Source organism: Aquabacterium soli (assembly GCF_003933735.1).
Lineage (GTDB): Bacteria > Pseudomonadota > Gammaproteobacteria > Burkholderiales > Burkholderiaceae_C > Aquabacterium > Aquabacterium soli.
In genome coordinates, this window is record NZ_RSED01000027.1 from 1 (window position 1) to 16,514 (window position 16,514).

At 59.2% G+C, this 16,514-nt stretch carries 9 protein-coding genes, 1 pseudogene and 1 other annotated feature; of the genes and pseudogenes, 5 read left to right on the plus strand and 5 right to left on the minus strand.

From position 1 onward, the window contains the following. A partial coding sequence (locus EIP75_RS21760; RefSeq protein WP_233584991.1) for a hypothetical protein occupies nt 1-1,496 on the plus strand: 1,496 nt, incomplete at its 5' end. Nucleotides 1,497-1,595: 99 nt separating this feature from the next. After that, nucleotides 1,596-2,519 (plus strand): esterase/lipase family protein, encoded by a 924-nt coding sequence (locus EIP75_RS21765; RefSeq protein ID WP_125245307.1) that lies wholly within the window; start codon nt 1,596-1,598, stop codon nt 2,517-2,519. Between the two features lie 674 nt (nt 2,520-3,193). Here EIP75_RS21765 and EIP75_RS21775 read toward each other — a convergent pair. From EIP75_RS21775 to EIP75_RS21795, 5 genes are all read right to left on the minus strand, one after another. After that, nucleotides 3,194-4,543 carry an AlbA family DNA-binding domain-containing protein gene (locus EIP75_RS21775; RefSeq protein ID WP_125245308.1) on the minus strand — a complete coding sequence of 450 codons (1,350 nt, stop codon included), beginning with the start codon at nt 4,541-4,543 and terminating at the stop codon, nt 3,194-3,196. Between the two features lie 27 nt (nt 4,544-4,570). Continuing rightward, nucleotides 4,571-4,822, minus strand: a complete 252-nt coding sequence (locus EIP75_RS21780) for a hypothetical protein (protein WP_125245309.1) — start codon at nt 4,820-4,822, stop codon at nt 4,571-4,573. Nucleotides 4,823-4,935: 113 nt separating this feature from the next. Then, nucleotides 4,936-5,655 (minus strand): hypothetical protein, encoded by a 720-nt coding sequence (locus EIP75_RS21785; protein ID WP_125245310.1) that lies wholly within the window; start codon nt 5,653-5,655, stop codon nt 4,936-4,938. Nucleotides 5,656-6,391: 736 nt separating this feature from the next. Then, nucleotides 6,392-7,480 carry an HNH endonuclease gene (locus EIP75_RS21790; protein WP_125245311.1) on the minus strand — a complete coding sequence of 363 codons (1,089 nt, stop codon included), beginning with the start codon at nt 7,478-7,480 and terminating at the stop codon, nt 6,392-6,394. 44 nt (nt 7,481-7,524) lie between these two features. Then, entirely contained in the window at nt 7,525-9,297 is a 1,773-nt protein-coding gene (locus tag EIP75_RS21795) for a hypothetical protein (protein ID WP_125245312.1), read from the minus strand. Between the two features lie 555 nt (nt 9,298-9,852). Here EIP75_RS21795 and EIP75_RS21800 point away from each other — a divergent pair. The 3 genes and pseudogenes from EIP75_RS21800 to EIP75_RS21810 all read left to right on the plus strand — a co-directional run bounded on the left by EIP75_RS21800 (nt 9,853) and on the right by EIP75_RS21810 (nt 16,449). Continuing rightward, nucleotides 9,853-11,077, plus strand: a pseudogene (locus EIP75_RS21800) (IS3 family transposase). Next, nucleotides 10,130-10,246 (plus strand) — a sequence feature (AL1L pseudoknot). It overlaps the preceding pseudogene by 117 nt. Nucleotides 11,078-11,302: 225 nt before the next feature. After that, complete coding sequence (locus EIP75_RS21805; protein ID WP_125245313.1) at nt 11,303-13,924, plus strand: hypothetical protein; 2,622 nt, start codon at nt 11,303-11,305, stop codon at nt 13,922-13,924. Then, complete coding sequence (locus tag EIP75_RS21810; RefSeq protein WP_125245314.1) at nt 13,921-16,449, plus strand: amidohydrolase family protein; 2,529 nt, start codon at nt 13,921-13,923, stop codon at nt 16,447-16,449. Before EIP75_RS21805 ends, EIP75_RS21810 begins: the two co-directional genes overlap by 4 nt. The last annotated feature ends 65 nt before the right edge of the window (nt 16,450-16,514 follow it).

Below are 16,514 nucleotides of genomic sequence, written 5' to 3' on the forward strand. Positions count from 1 at the left end.
GTTTTCGGTCGGCGTCAACACTGCTAGGAGTTTTCATGTCTTTTACTAATGGCTATAGGGCGCATCTCGCCCAGCTCGACGCTGAGCACCTCGGATTCTGGCTAATGCACTACCCCTCTGGGGTGTCTATGCGCTTGCAGGAGCGCATCAAGTTCGCCTCAAAGCTGATTGCCAAGGCTTGCGCAGTATCTCGGTCCTCGGCGTATGAAGCGTTCTCAAAGGCCACTGGATTTCAGGACTGGTTTGAACTGAACCGAGAGCTGAACCGGTACAACAATGATGATGCCCAAGCTCCCAGTAGCTGGCTTGAGCGCCTCTCGGGAACATACTTCTTGTTGGTCGAGCACCAGGAGGAGGTTCCTCTGGCCCCGGCCCACATAGGTGAGCTTGAAGCGTTTGCTGAGAAGGTCGCTCGTCTTACTAGTGCTGCGCCCGAGGTCGTATTGGATGTTGTCTGTGCTGGATTGTCTGGCAGTGCCGCCTGGCATGAAGTAGTTGGTCGTCGTTTGCTCGAGGCAAGCAAGCCCTTGTATGGATTCCAGGTTGATGAGGTCAGTGCTGGTGGCAGGCGGCGGGCTCCAGGGGCCTTTTCCAGAAGCCCGGCATGCATGGCCCTTACCGAGATGCTCGATGAGCAGACACTTGATTTCGCAGAGCAATCCAAGCCCCAACAGCTAGATGCGGGACGATGGCTTGATGAGGTCTTACGGGAGCAACCAGGCTTCCTCGAAGGCGGCCTTGTTAAGGCTTCGCTGCTACTCAAGACAGGCGAATATGCCGCCGCCAGGAAGATGGTGAATGACTATGTTCGACTAGCTCACCGCTGTATTCCCAAGGACTTTGCTGGCCGCATTCCCTGGGTTTACCTTTCAAACAGAGTGTATTTGCGGCTTCTAGCTCTGCAGTGCCGGGTCCACTACCTGTGGACCGACGTACGGTCATCCTTGGCGATTGCGAGGAAGGTCTATAGGTTAAATCCAGAGGACAACCAAGGTATGCGCTTCTTGCTACCCCTGTTGCTGCTGGAGGTGCAGGACTACTCGGCTGCCAAGCTCTCGTTGCGTCACAGCAAGAATGACACGCATGGTCTCGCGTCCCTCAATCGAGCCTTCGTCGCCTTTGCCAACAAGGAGCGCGACGTCTTTCGACGTGAATTGCTCACTGCATTGTTTGACTTGCCGTGGGCGGTGCTGTTCCTCAAGTCGGATGTCTCGACGGCGCCTTACAGCGATGATGCCTTTCGGATGGTCGCTCCGGACGTGGACTGGTACGCGGAGTTCGCGTGGCAGCCTTATCACTCTGTGCGAGGCTTACGCAAGGCATGCCAGCGCATACTTGCGGAGCCAATGGTTCAGCAGGCGGACGCTGAGCTGCGTAGTCTTTGGCTAGCTGGCAGTGCTGAACCTCGAAATGCGAAGCCAAACCGACGTGATGCTTGGTTTGCAGCGAAGGATGTTTGGATAGAGCGTACAACTGCACCAACGGCCTGGAAGTGAGCTAGGCCTGCATTTGAGTGTCCTTAGGCGTTACTCCCGATTGGCTCATTCCCTCAAGCCGAGAGAATCGAGCGCAGTTCTCCATACGCAAGGGACTTCATGAGCCGCATCTCAAGAGTTCGGTCTGGTCTTGCTGTTCTAGCCGCAAGCTTGGCTTTTGGTGTTGGCACAGTTCATTCGGGCACTCCAGTAGCACAAGACAAAAGTTACGCAAGTACCCGTCATCCCATCGTGCTGGTGCATGGCCTGATGGGGTGGGACACTATCCTGGGCCTGGATTACTGGTATCAGATTCCCGCTGCTTTGCGGCAAAGCGGTGCCGTCGTGTTGGTTGCCAAGGTTTCCGCGGTGAACGACAACAACGTGCGAGGTGAGCAACTCCTCAAACAGCTGCGGGAATGGGCAGCAGCAAAGGGATACAAGAAGTTCAATCTCGTTGGCCACAGCCTTGGTGGTCCCACGGCGCGCTACGTTGCCGGAGTAGCTCCTGACCTGGTTGCAAGCGTTACTTCAGTTCAATCGCCCCATGTGGTTGATGGCGCGAATCCCGACAGCATCGTGAAGCTTCTGGCAAGCAATCCTGGCGTTTTCTCAAGTGCTGGCAAGCTCATTGATTGGCTGTCGGGCAGCGGCTCGCTGCCACAAGACCCCGCGGCCTTGCAGGTGTGGAGCTCGAACACGGCCGCGTTCAATGAGATGTGGCCGGCTGGCAAGCCTACCGCTAGCTGTGGCCAAGGAAATGAGCTGGCAAGCAATGGCGTGCGCTACTACTCCATCGCCGGCAACGTTGCGAAGACGAACACCTGGGACCCCTCTGACCTTCTGTTCTCAGAAGCGGGCGTTCCTAGCGATGGCCTCGTGCCAGTGTGTGCCGCCCATTGGGGACGCGTGCTGCGCGATGACTACCCCTGGAATCACTTTGATGGCGTTAACCAGTTCTTCGGTTTGGTCGGCAAAGGCGCCCCTGACCCGGTGACCTTCTATGTGCAGCAGGCAAACAGGCTCAAGAGTCTCGGTCTTTGACGCCTAAATTGAAGCTGGTTTGGTCTGCGGTTAAGTGCGCTTGAGTTTCCGGGCATAGCAGTGTCATCGAGCTCAATAGGCGCACGGATACCGTCAGTCTCATCGGACGCCACCTATCCCGAAAGATGTGGACAGGCTTGGACGTTATGCCCAGAGCTGAATGACCAGGAGCTCACCGGTGACGCAGACCTGGCCGTTGGCGAGTAGTTGTACGTCCACCTGCACCTTACGTCCCTCAATAGACCGAAGCTTGCCCTCCAGTTGGAGTTCGGCCCCAACGGGGTAGGGCGTTTGAAGTCGACTTTCAGTGAGCCCGTTACAAAGCGACTGGGTGCCTCATCCGCTTGTGCACCTTGTTCCTGACGCGCAAAGGCAGATGCCGTCGCTATGCCATGGCGGTCAAGCAAAGAAGCCAGCAGTCCCCCGTAAGCGCTGTCAGGAAATCCACCGCTGTACTTCGGGTCGGCGAGGAAAGTCGCCACAACCCGACCGTCAACCATGTAGCTTTTGAGCTTATGACCATGGGGATTTGCGGTGCCACATCCGTAGCAGTGGCTGAAACCTGCGGGATAGCTGTCTTGGATGGCGCAACGAGGCGGACATCGGCGGTGGCGACGTGAGGCTGGAGAAGGCCCGTTCGAGCTTGTAAGGGGAGCCAGCCACCAGTGCCTGCTTCAGAAGCGGTTGTTTTTCATCTCGCCTAGCTCCTCCGTGTAGAACTCGTCCGGTGCCTGCATGAAGTCAAAGTGCTCGAAGAGCGGCTGAATAACGGATTTCACGGATTCTGGAAGTAGGTCGCGGGCTACTTGGTGGCTGAATCGACCATGGATGGTGGCCTCGTCAGCGACCGTTGTGAATCCGGAGCGGATGTGTCTGCGCATGTTGTGCGAGAAGACGCTACGCCCCTTCAAACCTGTCCAGGTGCATTCCACCAAGATTTCGAAATCTGGCTCGAACATGAACTCTCCGAGTTCTACTACGCGCAGAAGAAACTCGCCGAAGCGCCACACCGGCAATGAAGCTTCGAAACCTTTACCGGCTTGGCTGGTGGTGCCGAAATCGCCGTTCGAATCCTCCTGATAGCCACGCAGTAGAAAGAAGTTGCCTTCAGGCTCTATGCGCCAGAAGTCTGCATGACCGACATCTGGCGAGACGATGTGCGCCAACCATGCTTGCAGTCCACCATCTACAAGGGCTGGTTTGGTTTCCTTCGATGTCATCGAGACGAAGGTTGGCCAGCCGGTGTACTTTCGAGCACTTTCGTTTCGGCGCATCACTTCCGCGACTGGCTTGTTTTTGGCTGTGCCCAAAATGCGGGCGGCAAACGAAAAGTAGCCCAGGGAAATCTTAGCTGGGTGTTCAGGAGGGAGGGTGGCGTTCAGCTCTTTCCAACGAGCAGTGCAGGTTTGAGCGAACTGATGGAGAACGTCTTGCTCATCAGTTTTCTGGTGGGGCATCAGCTCACCAGTACCTGGCATCATCGACCGAAGCAGGCCTAGGATTTCGTCTCGCTGATTTTGAACGGACCGACGCAGCAGAGCATCCCATTCGGAGCCGTTCAATGGACCGCGGCTTTCCGGGCCTGGAGCTCTAATGTAGTAGACGTGCTGCTTCAAGGCGCCCTGCGCGGTGGCGCTATCTGAGCGAACAGGTACCTTCGACCTGCCTGCCACGCGCACCAGTGGAAATTCCTCTCCTGTCTCCGGATGCTTTTGCACCGTCGTTTCGACGTGGAATACTGGCTCGGCACGCTTTTTCAGTATGGCGTTCAGCGCATCGGTCAGGTACGGCTCAAGCGACTCCGGACGCTTAGCGTCTGGTATCAGAACCTTTTCCTCGTTTTCAAGATAACCGAACAGGAGAAAGCCGCCACCATGGTTCTCCAGCGCAATGAGTGCCTTGGCGACGAGGCCTTGGCACTCGACGTCTGTCATGTCCAACCATCGCTTAACCTCGAAATCGAGTGTCTCTCGTGGGCTAATGAGCCAGTCTTCAAAACGCGAGTTGATGTCTTTGTTGAGCATGTTCGGAGTATCTGCTTGTGGCCGAATTCATTTGGCCCAATCTGCCGCCTGCAGTAGGAGCTCATCCAACTGAGACTGGTCGAGCATCAGCGCGCTGCGGCCCCAGATGCGCTTACCTTCAAAGCCTTTTTTCTTGCTAATCACGTAGTAGCCGAAACGCAGTTGCACCGCTCCATCATCAAAGTGCAATCGCTGCAGAACCAGTTCTTTGTATCGGCCATCCTTGACGCTAGCCTCGCGCACTATCGTGAACTCTCGCCGATTGCCGGTTGGGGACACGATGGCGCCTCGTCGCTCACCGCTGGGCGCTCGGGGCATTGCTCTTGGCATCGGAGAAATCCTTTATCGACCAGTTTGCAAACTTTGGGCTCAAGCATCCTGAACCTTGATGACTACGCACGCGGCCTTTCGTGCCATGTGCTGGGGAACTCTACTCGTAGCACAAAGCGCAGCAGCGAGTCTCTTGCCATTCGATAAGCCGGTCGTTTGGTATCGACACGGCTGGCCAGCTCGTCGTACTCACGCTGAGCCGAACGAGCATCCTGTGCACGGTAGGCTCCAATGTCGGCACCGGCATCCAGGATATCTTCGATGGTTCTGAAGTGCGCGTAGGCTTCGCCGCGTGTGTGCTGGTAGCCAGGTGGCTGGTTGTGTAGTGCAAACCGAGAGAGCTTGCTTTTTGCCTCATCGAAACGCGCTTTGACTTGCTCAAGATACTGGAGCATTTCCTGAGTTCGCTGAAGCAGGCCGGGGTCTGGCTCGATGTCAAATGAGCACGGCCTGTGCTTGTTTATGTTCAGCGTCTGGATAGGCGCCTCAACATTGATTTCACGCGCTTGGAAAAAATCCCAGTACGGATGAGAGCTCAGGTAAACCGGAAGTTCCTGAGCCACCCACGCTATGGCAAGCAGTTCAGCGGAATCGGTCTCCTGGGCAAACGGCCTTGGTACGTTGACAACCACATGAAAGCCAACGGTGCCTTCAGCAATTGTCAACTCGTTGCGAAGCACCACATGGGTCGCGGTGCTCTCGTTCCGAGGGATGCCGCTCCCGGTCGGAGTGGTCGCTGACCGGATTTGTATGTGACCCGCGTTGACAGTCAATTTGGCCATGAAGCTCTACCTCTGCGCCGATGTTCTGCGCGTAGTCTAGTCTTGCTCAAGCGCTTGGCGATGGTGCTTGATGGCTGTACGCGTATCCAGTATTATGCAGATATCGAGTGCTCTCAAGAGCTGCATCCTTTCCGATGAAGAATGGCGAGAAAAACTAGTTTGGCCCTCGGTGGCCTGGCCGCTGTCCTGATTGCCACGAACGCGGCGTGGGCGCTTCACGCCCACGAGCAGAGTTCGACGATGGCGCATCTTGAACAGGCTGCAGGAGACGCATCGACGCTTCTGAATCAAGCACTTGCGGTTCTACCGGTGGCGGCAGATGAAGAGGCGACGCAAGAGGAGGTTATCGCCGCAGCCCAACGAACCGGTGCCGCGATGGCGCCAGTGGAGAAGGGGGGGCTACATATGGGTTCAAGGCCTTGGTATGCGGTTCAGCGATGAAGGCCGGCTCGTGAGCGTATCTGCTGACCCACAGGAAGACGCCAAGGGCCCGACGCTGAAGGATTTGGGCTCGGCGGTGGCGTCGTAGCGTCTAGTCATGGCATCGCATCAGGCTCGATTTAGGCCACAGTATGTGGACATGAGCTGAAGCACACGGAGTGGCCGCGGTGTCCGCTGTGACGCTCCGGGCAGCTGGGCCCGACCAAGAAGCCGACACGTGAGCTGTGCAGAAAGACGGACTGGTGAGCTGGCATCTGTCGGGCCTTTCAACCATTTTTTGTTCGCCGGCCTTTCGTCAAGCTGGCGGATAGTAAGACATTGTTCGGTGGTACTCCAGGTAGTACCGTAGCTTAGCGTTGGGTCGTGTACGCAGTGGTTGCGGGAGAGCGAAGTGCTCGCGCTCGTCTAGGGGAAGCCGCTCAGAAATGAGCATCTGTCCTTGGCCATCGAACGAAATGAATCCTCGGTCGAAAAGCGCGTCCAAATGCGCCGCAAGCATGAGGCCATTGTCCGCATCCAGACGCTCGAACGAGTTGCTCGACTTCCATGGCTTCACGTGCGAAGCTCGAAGGAGTCCTTTGCACTTCAGGCCAGTGACAGCGCAGGCACGTCCCCATTTTTGCATCACACGTTCGCTGTACGCACCCTGTCCAATACGCGCTTGGTCCATCGCCATGCGCGTTGTCGCTCTTGGTTCATCGTCGATGTCTGGGATGGCGATGAATTCCGTAGGTGCACTCTCCATCGCATCCATGAGCCGAACCCAGGCCTCACAGCGCTGTGCGTCAGGCACCATGTTCATCACCATGGCAGCGAACTTGCGCTCGACAGTCATGTGGGAAGAGAACATCTTTGCCAGTGCCGCTTTGCCCGTCAGCTGCATCGCATCAAGAGTGACTGGCTTATCGAACCACAGGTAGTATTCGGCTGGACATACCCAGTTCGGAATCCAGTGACGGTTCGTGTCCCAGATTTCTTCGAAGCCGTCAGAGCCAAGAGCTTGCACCTTGTCTAGCTCCCAGGCACCGGCTGCTAGAGAGTCGATATCCAGCCTGTCCGCAATGCGGAGACGCTCTTGCCTGTCGAGCTGGAACTTGGCGTTTCCTGCGACGCCAACCAACTGCTGGACTCCATCGTGTGTGGCGGTCATGAAGACGAAGGTCTGGCCAGCATTTTCGGCAAGCGGTGCCTTTTTAGGCCGCTCAGTGTGAAAGACGCGGTAGGAAAAGCCACGCTCCTTGAAAGCCAGGCGCGGAGAGTTGTTCCATTCTTCATGCCCGAATCCCCACATGCCTGGGAAGCTTTTCGGGTCGGTTTTTACGCCTCCTGGCTTGCGGTAGCCATTGGTGTTCCAAAGAATCGGCTTCAGGATGAACAGTGCCATGTCAGGTGCTCAATGGATGTTTTGTGACCTCAGCCCGGACTCGGCTATTGGTCGCTGTCTTTTTGTGGAGCCGGGAAGGCTGCTGCTCGGGAAGGATTGGCTCGTTTCCAAGCTTCCAGGTCACGGCCCTTTAGCCAATAGTCGGTAGGGGCGGTATCGATGAGAGGGGCGTCATGTTTGCTGACCAAGGGCTGGCGTTCTAGGAAAAACGCTGGCTTGAGTTCCGTATCGAAAGGCCTGCGGAACATCTGCTCACCATCATCCCAGCGTAGGTCATTGACGTGTTTCCCCCATGGCTTGGCCAAAGCCTCGGCCATTTCGGGAAACAGCAGCGATAGCAGACGGTCGAAGATGGTGTTCCGCATGAAGTCCTGCTCATTGGCCCTGATGCCGTCCACAACCTCCTGGCGCCAAACGTCGTACCACTGGCGCTGACTCGGCTTTAAGTCGGGCTCATAGACGCTGAAGGCAATCATCACCAGAGAGTGGAAAGTCCGGTTCCGTCCTTTCGTCTGCCGTGCAGCGTTCAGTACACCTGCCACGTTTGCCAGCTTGTAGCCCACCGGACGATTGTGCTTGCAGCTCAGGATGCGTGCGAGGATTGATGTGTGTCCGACCAGGCGCTCATCCGTCGCTTCTGGATATCCATGGATGGTCAGCTTGTCCGCCGCATCGGCCAAACGCTCCTTGGCAGCCCTCTCTAGAGGAATGGCGTGTGGGAGCTGGCGACCATCATCATCGGTCATCACTCGCACATCATTGAGCTCGAGAACCGCGTTCAAGTACTCCTGCCTGATGTCTTCTAACGGTGTGGCAAGGACTCGCTCGCGCCGAGCGTTTTGCTCTGCGATGACTGATGCACGGGCTTCGAGCGCCGCCAGCATCGTCACGCGATGGTTCTCCAGTATCGGGTTGTGGAGCCAAGACTTGGTCTCCAACCCTTCGACAACGACTGTGACGAGCTCTTCTCGTGTCAACCGGCCTCCCGTGCGGCTGAAGTCGATTTCCAGAGCTGCTTGACCGGCGGCTCGAATTCGCTCGTGCCGCTCTTCGTCGATGATGTTGGTGACGGTCACCTCTATCAGCAACGGCTCATAGACGGTCGTTCCATCGGACGAGTGTGCGTGGCAGATGACGTCAGGAATCAGCCGTCCGAATCGGTGTTCCAGCCAGACCTTGTCGAGGACGAGCTGCTGGGCTGGTGCCGACCATCTGTCGGCAAGGTGGCGGCCCCTGGTTGTCGGCACGACTACCGTAGCTTCAAGCGCCGGGACCTTGAGCCTGCACTGTTCTTCGAGGATGCGTTTCACCTCGAGGTGAAGCAAGGTCTCCCGGCGCTGCGTCTGGTTCAGGCCCTCCGGAAGTACGAGCCCTTCAGGGACTGCATCGAAATGTTGGACAGCCTTCTCGGTTGCCTGGGCCAAGGCCTGCGCATCGAGTTCAGTGTCCTGCCAGTGAGAGCACCACTGCATGCTGTCGGGTAGGAGTTGTAGCCTCGCCCGAAGCTCCTCTGGACTCATGTGGGCTAGCTCAGGTGTTTCGATGTCCAGATAGATAGTGGGTAAGGGCAGTCCATCTCGACCCAAGGTACTGATGTCGGTCCCAGGTTTTCCGGTCAGAAGTACATGAAGCACTCGGCCGTCATCGAGGGTAAGGATAGCTCGGGTTGGGTCCTCGAATTGTGCATAGTGGACCTTGTGCCGCATCGCAGGGTGTTCCACCCAAGCCTCATATGAGCTGCCGGTCAGCCCTGTTGCGCTCGCTGTACGCCTGCGAAGCGGCAAGTCAATCCAACCGTCTTCCATGAGCTGGCGCATGGCCGCAACTCTGGCTGTGAGTACGAGGCATTCATCTCGTTCGACACCGTCTGGATGCCGAAAGTGAGGACGAATAACAAACTCGGATTTTGCGGCATTGACCGCGGTTAGAGGCTCCCCGCAGCTGGGGCATTCGCAATCGCACTTTGCTCCTCGGTGGTTTGCATCGACTTCGAGGATGTAGCGAGGCTGTCCTGTCACGCTGTCGCGAGCCCATGCCATAACGAGCTTCCTCAGAGCATGCCTGGCGCCGCGGTTCTTCCTTACCTGCAGATTCCCCTGGCCAGCCATGGTCGCCCCCCTGTTGAACTTGTCTTGCCTCTGTGGGCCATGTTTCTAATATTACAAGAAGGCGGACAGAATTCTGATTTGGCTCGCGTTTTCGACATTCTGGTAGATGACGCCTACTGGTGTATGAAAGGCAACTGCACACCATTGCTCAGAGATGAAGATTTCTTTCTGCGATACCCCGTGCACTGCTCTTGGCTAGCAGTCGCTTCGCCGAAGTGAAGCGCCCCGAGTTTCGCGGAGGCTCCAACCCTGGAGAATGGAGCCATGAAGAAGTCCCCGAAGTTTTCGCCTGAGGTGCGCGAGCGCGCCGTGCGCATGGTGCAGGAGCACCGGGCGGAGTACCCGTCGCAATGGGCGGCCATCGAATCGATTGCCGAGAAGATCGGATGTGTCCCACAGACCCTTCACACCTGGGTGCGTCAGCACGAGGCGATGCTGGACAACGTGACGGCGTCTCGACAGCCGAAGCCCAGCGCATCAAAGACCTGGAGCGCGAGGTACGTGAACTGCGCAAGGCCAATGAGATCCTGAAGCTGGCCAGCGCGTTTTTCGCCCAGGCGGAGCTCGACCGCCGGATCAAGTCCTGAAGGCCTTCGTCGACCAGCACCGCAAGCAGTTTGGGGTCGAGTCGATCTGCCATGTCTTGCAGATCGCCCCATCAGCGTATTGGCTGCACGCCGCACGTCAGCGGCAACCAGCCTTGCGCTCGCTACGTGCTCAGCGCGATGCGGAGCTGGTCCCCCTGATCCAACGTGTGTGGCGCGCCAACCTGCAGGTCTATGGCGCAGACAAGGTCTGGCTTCAGCTCAATCGGGAGGGCGTCAGCGTGGCGCGTTGTACCGTCGAGCGGCTGATGCGCGTGCAAGGCCTGCAGGGCGTGCGCCGAGGCAAGGCGCAGCGCACCACCATCGCTGATCCCAAGGCGCCATGTCCGCTTGATCGGGTCAACCGGCAGTTCAGGGCTGATCGGCCCAATCAGCTGTGGGTCTCGGACTTCACCTACGTCTCGACCTGGCAGGGCTGGGTCTACGTGGCCTTCGTCATTGACGTGTTCAGCCGCCGCATCGTAGATTGGCGCCAGAGCAGTTCCATGCACACCGACTTCGTGCTTGATGCGCTGGAGCAGGCCCTGTACGACCGCAAGCCCTCAGAGGACGATGGCCTGATTCACCATTCCGACAGGGGCTCGCAATATCTCTCGATTCGCTACAGCGGACGGCTGGCCGAGGCCGGGATCGAGCCCTCCGTGGGTTCCAAGGGCGACAGCTATGACAACGCACTGGCCGAGACCATCAACGGCTTGTACAAGGCCGAAATCATCCACCGTCGTGGACCGTGGAAGACCAAGCAGGCTGTCGAGCTGGCCACGCTGGAATGGGTCTCCTGGTTCAACCATCATTGATTGATGGGGCCACTTGGCAATGTCCCGCCCGCAGAGTTAGAGGCAAACTACCATCAACAACGCGCTGATCAGGCCGCGACCGTCTGACTTAAACCAACTGGCCTCCGCGAAACTCGGGGCGCTTCACGGGCGATTCACATGCGATAGTTGAGGCGGTCGCAGTGATTTCTCCTTGGCTGAAGTTGCTTGGGTTCCACCTCAACCTTATCCGGGTGCTACACGAAGGCCACCCCATCTCTCGCAGGGCGTATTTCTTCAAGAACTTTCACCACGTCCTGGGACATCACCCCGCCTCCCCCTCAAAACCACGACATGCCATCTACCTCCGACGTCCTGATTCACCTGGACCATGGCGACAGCGCCCTGGCGCTTCCAGAGGATCAACTGGTCCATCGCCGGCAGTTCGCGCATCTTCGAGACCAAGTGATCCGACATTTGGATGCCTTGCCCGATCCGGGGGGCTCGACCTTGGGCGACGAGCAGACCGGCGGCGGGTGGACGCAATTCCTTGACGGTACTCGCGGCGCTGGTAAATCCACCTTCATGGGCTCCGTCAAGAAGGCCTTCGAGGACGACAAGGCTATCCGCGGCCGGATGGCCTTCATCGGGCTGATCGATCCCAGTCGCCTTGAGCTAAGTGAAGTGCCGCTGCTGTTGATACTTCAACGCCTCAAGAAGCGGGTCGACAGCGAGCTTAAGGGCCTACGGCATGGCGAGGACGAACGCATTCGCGACGAATGGCGTCAGGCCTTTAAGAGCGTCGCTGGCGGGTTGAGCCTGTTTGCCCGGGACTACCACCCGCTCGACGGCCACGATCCGGACCTATTCCTCGACTGGGGGCTGGAACGCGCGAGCGACGGCGCGAGCCTGCGCGCGAGACTTCATCAGCTGTTCGCCATCGCCTGCCGCATCCTGGGCGTGAAGGCGCTGATGTGGGCCTTCGACGACGGAGACACGAACGCATCGCAGGCCATCGCGATCCTGGAATGCATCCGGAAGTACCTGGACGCGCCGCTGGTGATGGTCATGGTCACCGGCGACATGGAGCTCTATTCGCTGCTCGTGCGGCGGCACTTCGCAAAGACCGTCGCGGACGATCCCAAAGCCGCGTTGGACCTCACGCGAAACTCTAAGCCTGGCGATCGATCTTTGCAGTACCTGCGCATGATCGACCACTTGGAAGAGCAGTACCTGCTGAAGCTCTTTCCAATTCGCCGAAGAAGTCAACTGCTGCCGCTTCGGCACCTCATGGAGCGGACAGATTCGACCTGTCGTGTCACGAGTTCGGCTTGGGTCAGCGCCACGCCGAAGGTACAGGACCTGCTGGCTGCCATCGTGAAGCGCGGGCTTCGTGTCAAGACCGCCGGCGACGTTGCGCTGTATGTCGAGTTCTTGGCGACTCAGCCCTTACGTTCGGTGTTGCAGGTCATGTCTAAGTGCTCACAGCACCTCTCGGTCGGCAAGGACGAGAAATTCGAGGATGCGGATTGGTCGACTGAACTGACCGAGGACTTGGCAGGTGCGCTGCAGAGCCTCGGCTTGACCAGCCTCTACAAGTTCGCGTTGGACGTGGAAGCCCTGTCGGACAAGGAATTGGACGTGTTGACGCAGGCTGTATTCGACCTGTCGCTTCTGGACGGCGATCTCGATACGGCGCCCTATCTGCGGCCCATGTCGGCGAACCAAGACATCCGATCGAGCTTCATGGCGTTGGCAGCGGAAGTGCCAAAGGTCTGCGCCCTGCAGCCGGGGACGACGCTTCGCTACCTGCTGCGCGGGCCCGGCAGTGTCAGTCTGTACGCACTGGCCGAGGGTCAGATGGATCCAGGCCTTCCCGAGGACTTGCGGCGGCGTCGATTCAAGGACTACATCGGGATGGGGCGCAAAGAGGATGCCCTGGATTGGGGGAGACGCGCGACAGCCGTGATCGCCCTGCCTTACAGCATCAACCCGAAGGTCCGGGTCGTCCTTCCTGGGGTGATCGGCCTGAATCGAAAGCGGCGTCACAACAACCCGAACGAAATGGCAGCCAGAACGGCGATTAGCAACGCCCTGAGCGACAAAAGAGCGCCATTCCCTGTATTCGCTCTGGCATTGGTTGATGTCTCGAGCCCTTCGGGAACGCGGACCTATGCGTCGATCTTCGTCCTGCTGGGCATCATAGAGAAGCTGCTGTCATCCGGTCTGGAAGAATCGAACAAGATCCTCGACCGCGTGTATCCCGCATTGACTGTGTCCGCGCCAAGCTGGTCGCGTGCAGGAAGCGTCACTTCCGACGAAGGATCCGACCCCGCCGTATACAGGGCTGCAAAGGAAGAGGATCTGGAGAAGCGAAGCGACCTTTGGAGCAGGATGACCGAGTGGCGAGAAGAGTCGATCAAGCTGAAGGACGCCATTTCGCCCTCGGCTGTCGCCTTGGGAAAGGTCTGGTCACGCATCTTCTTCAGCCTCCAGAACGCCTGTGACGACTTGCGGCCACATGCGGACTTCTGTGACGTCATGGAGATCTTCGCCCAGTGCGTGATCAACGCATTCCTTGTGGAAGAGTCGGAACATCATCTGCTGGTGAAGCCCTCCGCAACGCCAACACCCTCCGTCCAGGATAGACGGAACCCGCGCGTGTCGACAAAGGTCTTCATCGACAAGCTGAAGGGCATGAGCTTTCGCAGGGATGAGTTGCCGCTGACATCCATCGTGGCGACCTGCCCCCTGATTCTTGGTCTTCTGGAGTCGACCGACGATGTCGCGAACGCGCTCATCGGGCTGTTCCCGGCCGGCACTGACAAGGATTCGATCAAGCTGCTGCTGCGCCCAGCGGCGCTCGCGCGCGAGATGAAGAAGATCTCAATCGCCGGGGGGCCAGCAACTGCCAAGCCTTCCGCGTCGACAGACAACTCGGCGCCCGTGGCGAGCGTCGCCGACGACGAATTATGAACGCCCAAGCCGCTTCTGTCGGCTCCCTCCTGGCCATCCTGGCGCTGTCGGACCACCGGGTCCTCCAGACCGCTTGGTCGACGCCCTTCACGTCGGGGGTGGGGTGGTCGGAACTCCGCAAGCCGGTCTATCTGGCGTTCCAGGCTTGGGCGGCTCGCTACCCCGATCACGTCTTCGACTCGGCGTGGCAACGGCTGAGTCAATGTCAATTTCGGCAGGCCAGCCTGCCCTTGGCCCTGCTGGTCGAATTGCGCGACGAGTTCCTGGAATGGCGACACGGCGAAGCCTGGGTACGACGCGATCAGCTCGGCGCTTGGCAGCAAGGGTTGGCCAGCCGTATGTCCACGCTTCCCGTACGCGCCGCAGCATACTTGTGGGCTCGACCTGAGTCCGTGGGCGATGGTATGCGTGCCATCGAACTCCAACGCAACAGGGGGGATCGACCGCGAGTCCCGTGGCAGTGGCAAGTGCTGCCGATGTTGCGCCCTGACGAGCCCCCCGTTTCCGCCTACATCGACCGCGAGGGCTTGCACGAGACACACCTGCACCTGAACGGAAGCACCCACGCCGAGGTGTGTTGGCTTCGGGCTCTCGGCGAACCGCGGGCTGAGAGCGAGGAGTTCGTCAAGGCCTGGACCGGAGGAGCGAATTCGGCTCGCCTGCATGACCTCGTGGAGCAGGCCAATCCCTATCTGACGCCCCATGTCTTCTACCGACACCTGCGGGTCGCAGGCCGCCTGCGAGCCTGGTTGAAGGCCGCGAGCGAGCATCGGATCGCCCCAAACTCGCGATTTCCAGTCTCCTGCCACGACTTGGACGAGATGGACGAATCTGAGTGGTCAGTCGGTTTGCAAACGCCCAACTTGCCCAGGCATCAAGGCCTCGAGATCGGCGACGAGCTGGTTTGGATGTCCCGGCTGCTCGCCTCCCTGCAGGCACGGCCTAGCGCGACGCTGTCCCGGATGCTGCACGCCTACCTGCTGCTGATGCACGAGCACTACCGGCTCCTGGTGCAGGGCGAGTCGCAGTACGGCTTCGACCAGTTCCAGAAGTTCACCCTTACAGAGCTTCGCGCGCCGGCGGAAAGGGACTACCAGAGTCGCTTCCTCGCCATGCATGGCCGTTCCACCATCAGCAAGATCGGCTACCTGGAGGGGCGATTCGCGCCCAAGGATTCGTTGGAAGGGGTAGAGACGCTCTTGCGCTCGATCCTGGGCGGCTATTGCAGCTACCTGCATGAGGTCGGTGCGGCAGGCCAGACGGCCAACCCCAAGCCAAGGACGCTGTCGGACGTGTTGGCCGAACTCGAGCGCTACTTCGCGAAGCCACCCACCTCGGACCGGGCCTTCCATCGCTTGACCCTGGTCGCCCACTTCATCAAACAACCCTGGTCGGCGATCCCGCGACACCGTGCAGGCCCCTACCGGCACCATGCCCTGGACAAGCGCCTGCGCCAAGTGACCGGCGTGCTGCTGCGATCGCTGTCGACCTGGCCGCGGCTGCGGACCTGGGTTCGGGGCGTCGATGCGGCCGCGAACGAACTGCACGCTCCCGCCGACGTATTCGCTCCTGTGTATCGCGTCTGCCAGCGGGCGGGCCTGACGCGACGCAGCTACCACGCCGGTGAGGACTTCCGGCATCTGCTTTCAGGCATCGCGGCCATCTGGGAGGCCTTGACCCTGCTCGACCTAAAGGACGGCGATCGCATCGGGCACGGGACAGCCATGGGGATCCGACCCAGCTTGTGGCTCGATCGCATGCCCGACAGGCTCAACCTCACTCGCGGTGAATGGATGTTCGGCGTTCTGGCCGGTTGGCAGCTGCTGCGCGACCTGCCTGACATGCAGGCCACGGCGCACCGCCTGCAGGGCGAGTTGGAGGCCACGGCCCGGCAGGTCTTCCGCGAGTCCATCCCAGCACGCGATCTCGAAGGCGCGATGGCGCTCCGTGGTCTGTGCCGGCAATCGCTTCTTCGCCACAAAGTCGACCCGGAAGGCGCCGACAGTGAACCCCTAAGCGATCTCTGGCGCGAAGAGGCCGCGGTGGTCCGTCGCGCACGGGACGAGCAACCGCGACAGGTCGAGTTGCTCTGGCGGTGGCTAAGCGACGAAGGCATCCAGGAACGAACCGACGAGTGGATCTCTAAGGAAGCCGCCTTTCTCGATGCTCCCGCCTACCTCCGGCTGCAGCAGGCGCTGATGCAGGCCGTCGCCGACCGGTCCGTGCTGATCGAGACCTTGCCATCGAGCAACGTCCGAATCAGTCAGTACTATTGCATCGACGAGCACCATGCATTGCGCTGGATGCGCGTACCCGGCCATGTCGAAGCCGGCGACCCGGCCATCATGACGTGCCTAGGGTCCGACGACCCCGGGATATTTGCCGGCGATCTGGAGACTGAGTTCTATCTGCTGTACGCGACCCTGAGGCGTCAGAGCACTTCAGACGTGGAGAGCCTGCAGCGCGTGAGCGAGTTGAACGAGCGAGGGCGGGTCTACCGTTTCCACGATCCTTTCCTCGCCTGACCAGTTGGCGCCAATCGAATATTGACCAACCCGGGGTGCAGATGAATACATGCACACCCCGGGCT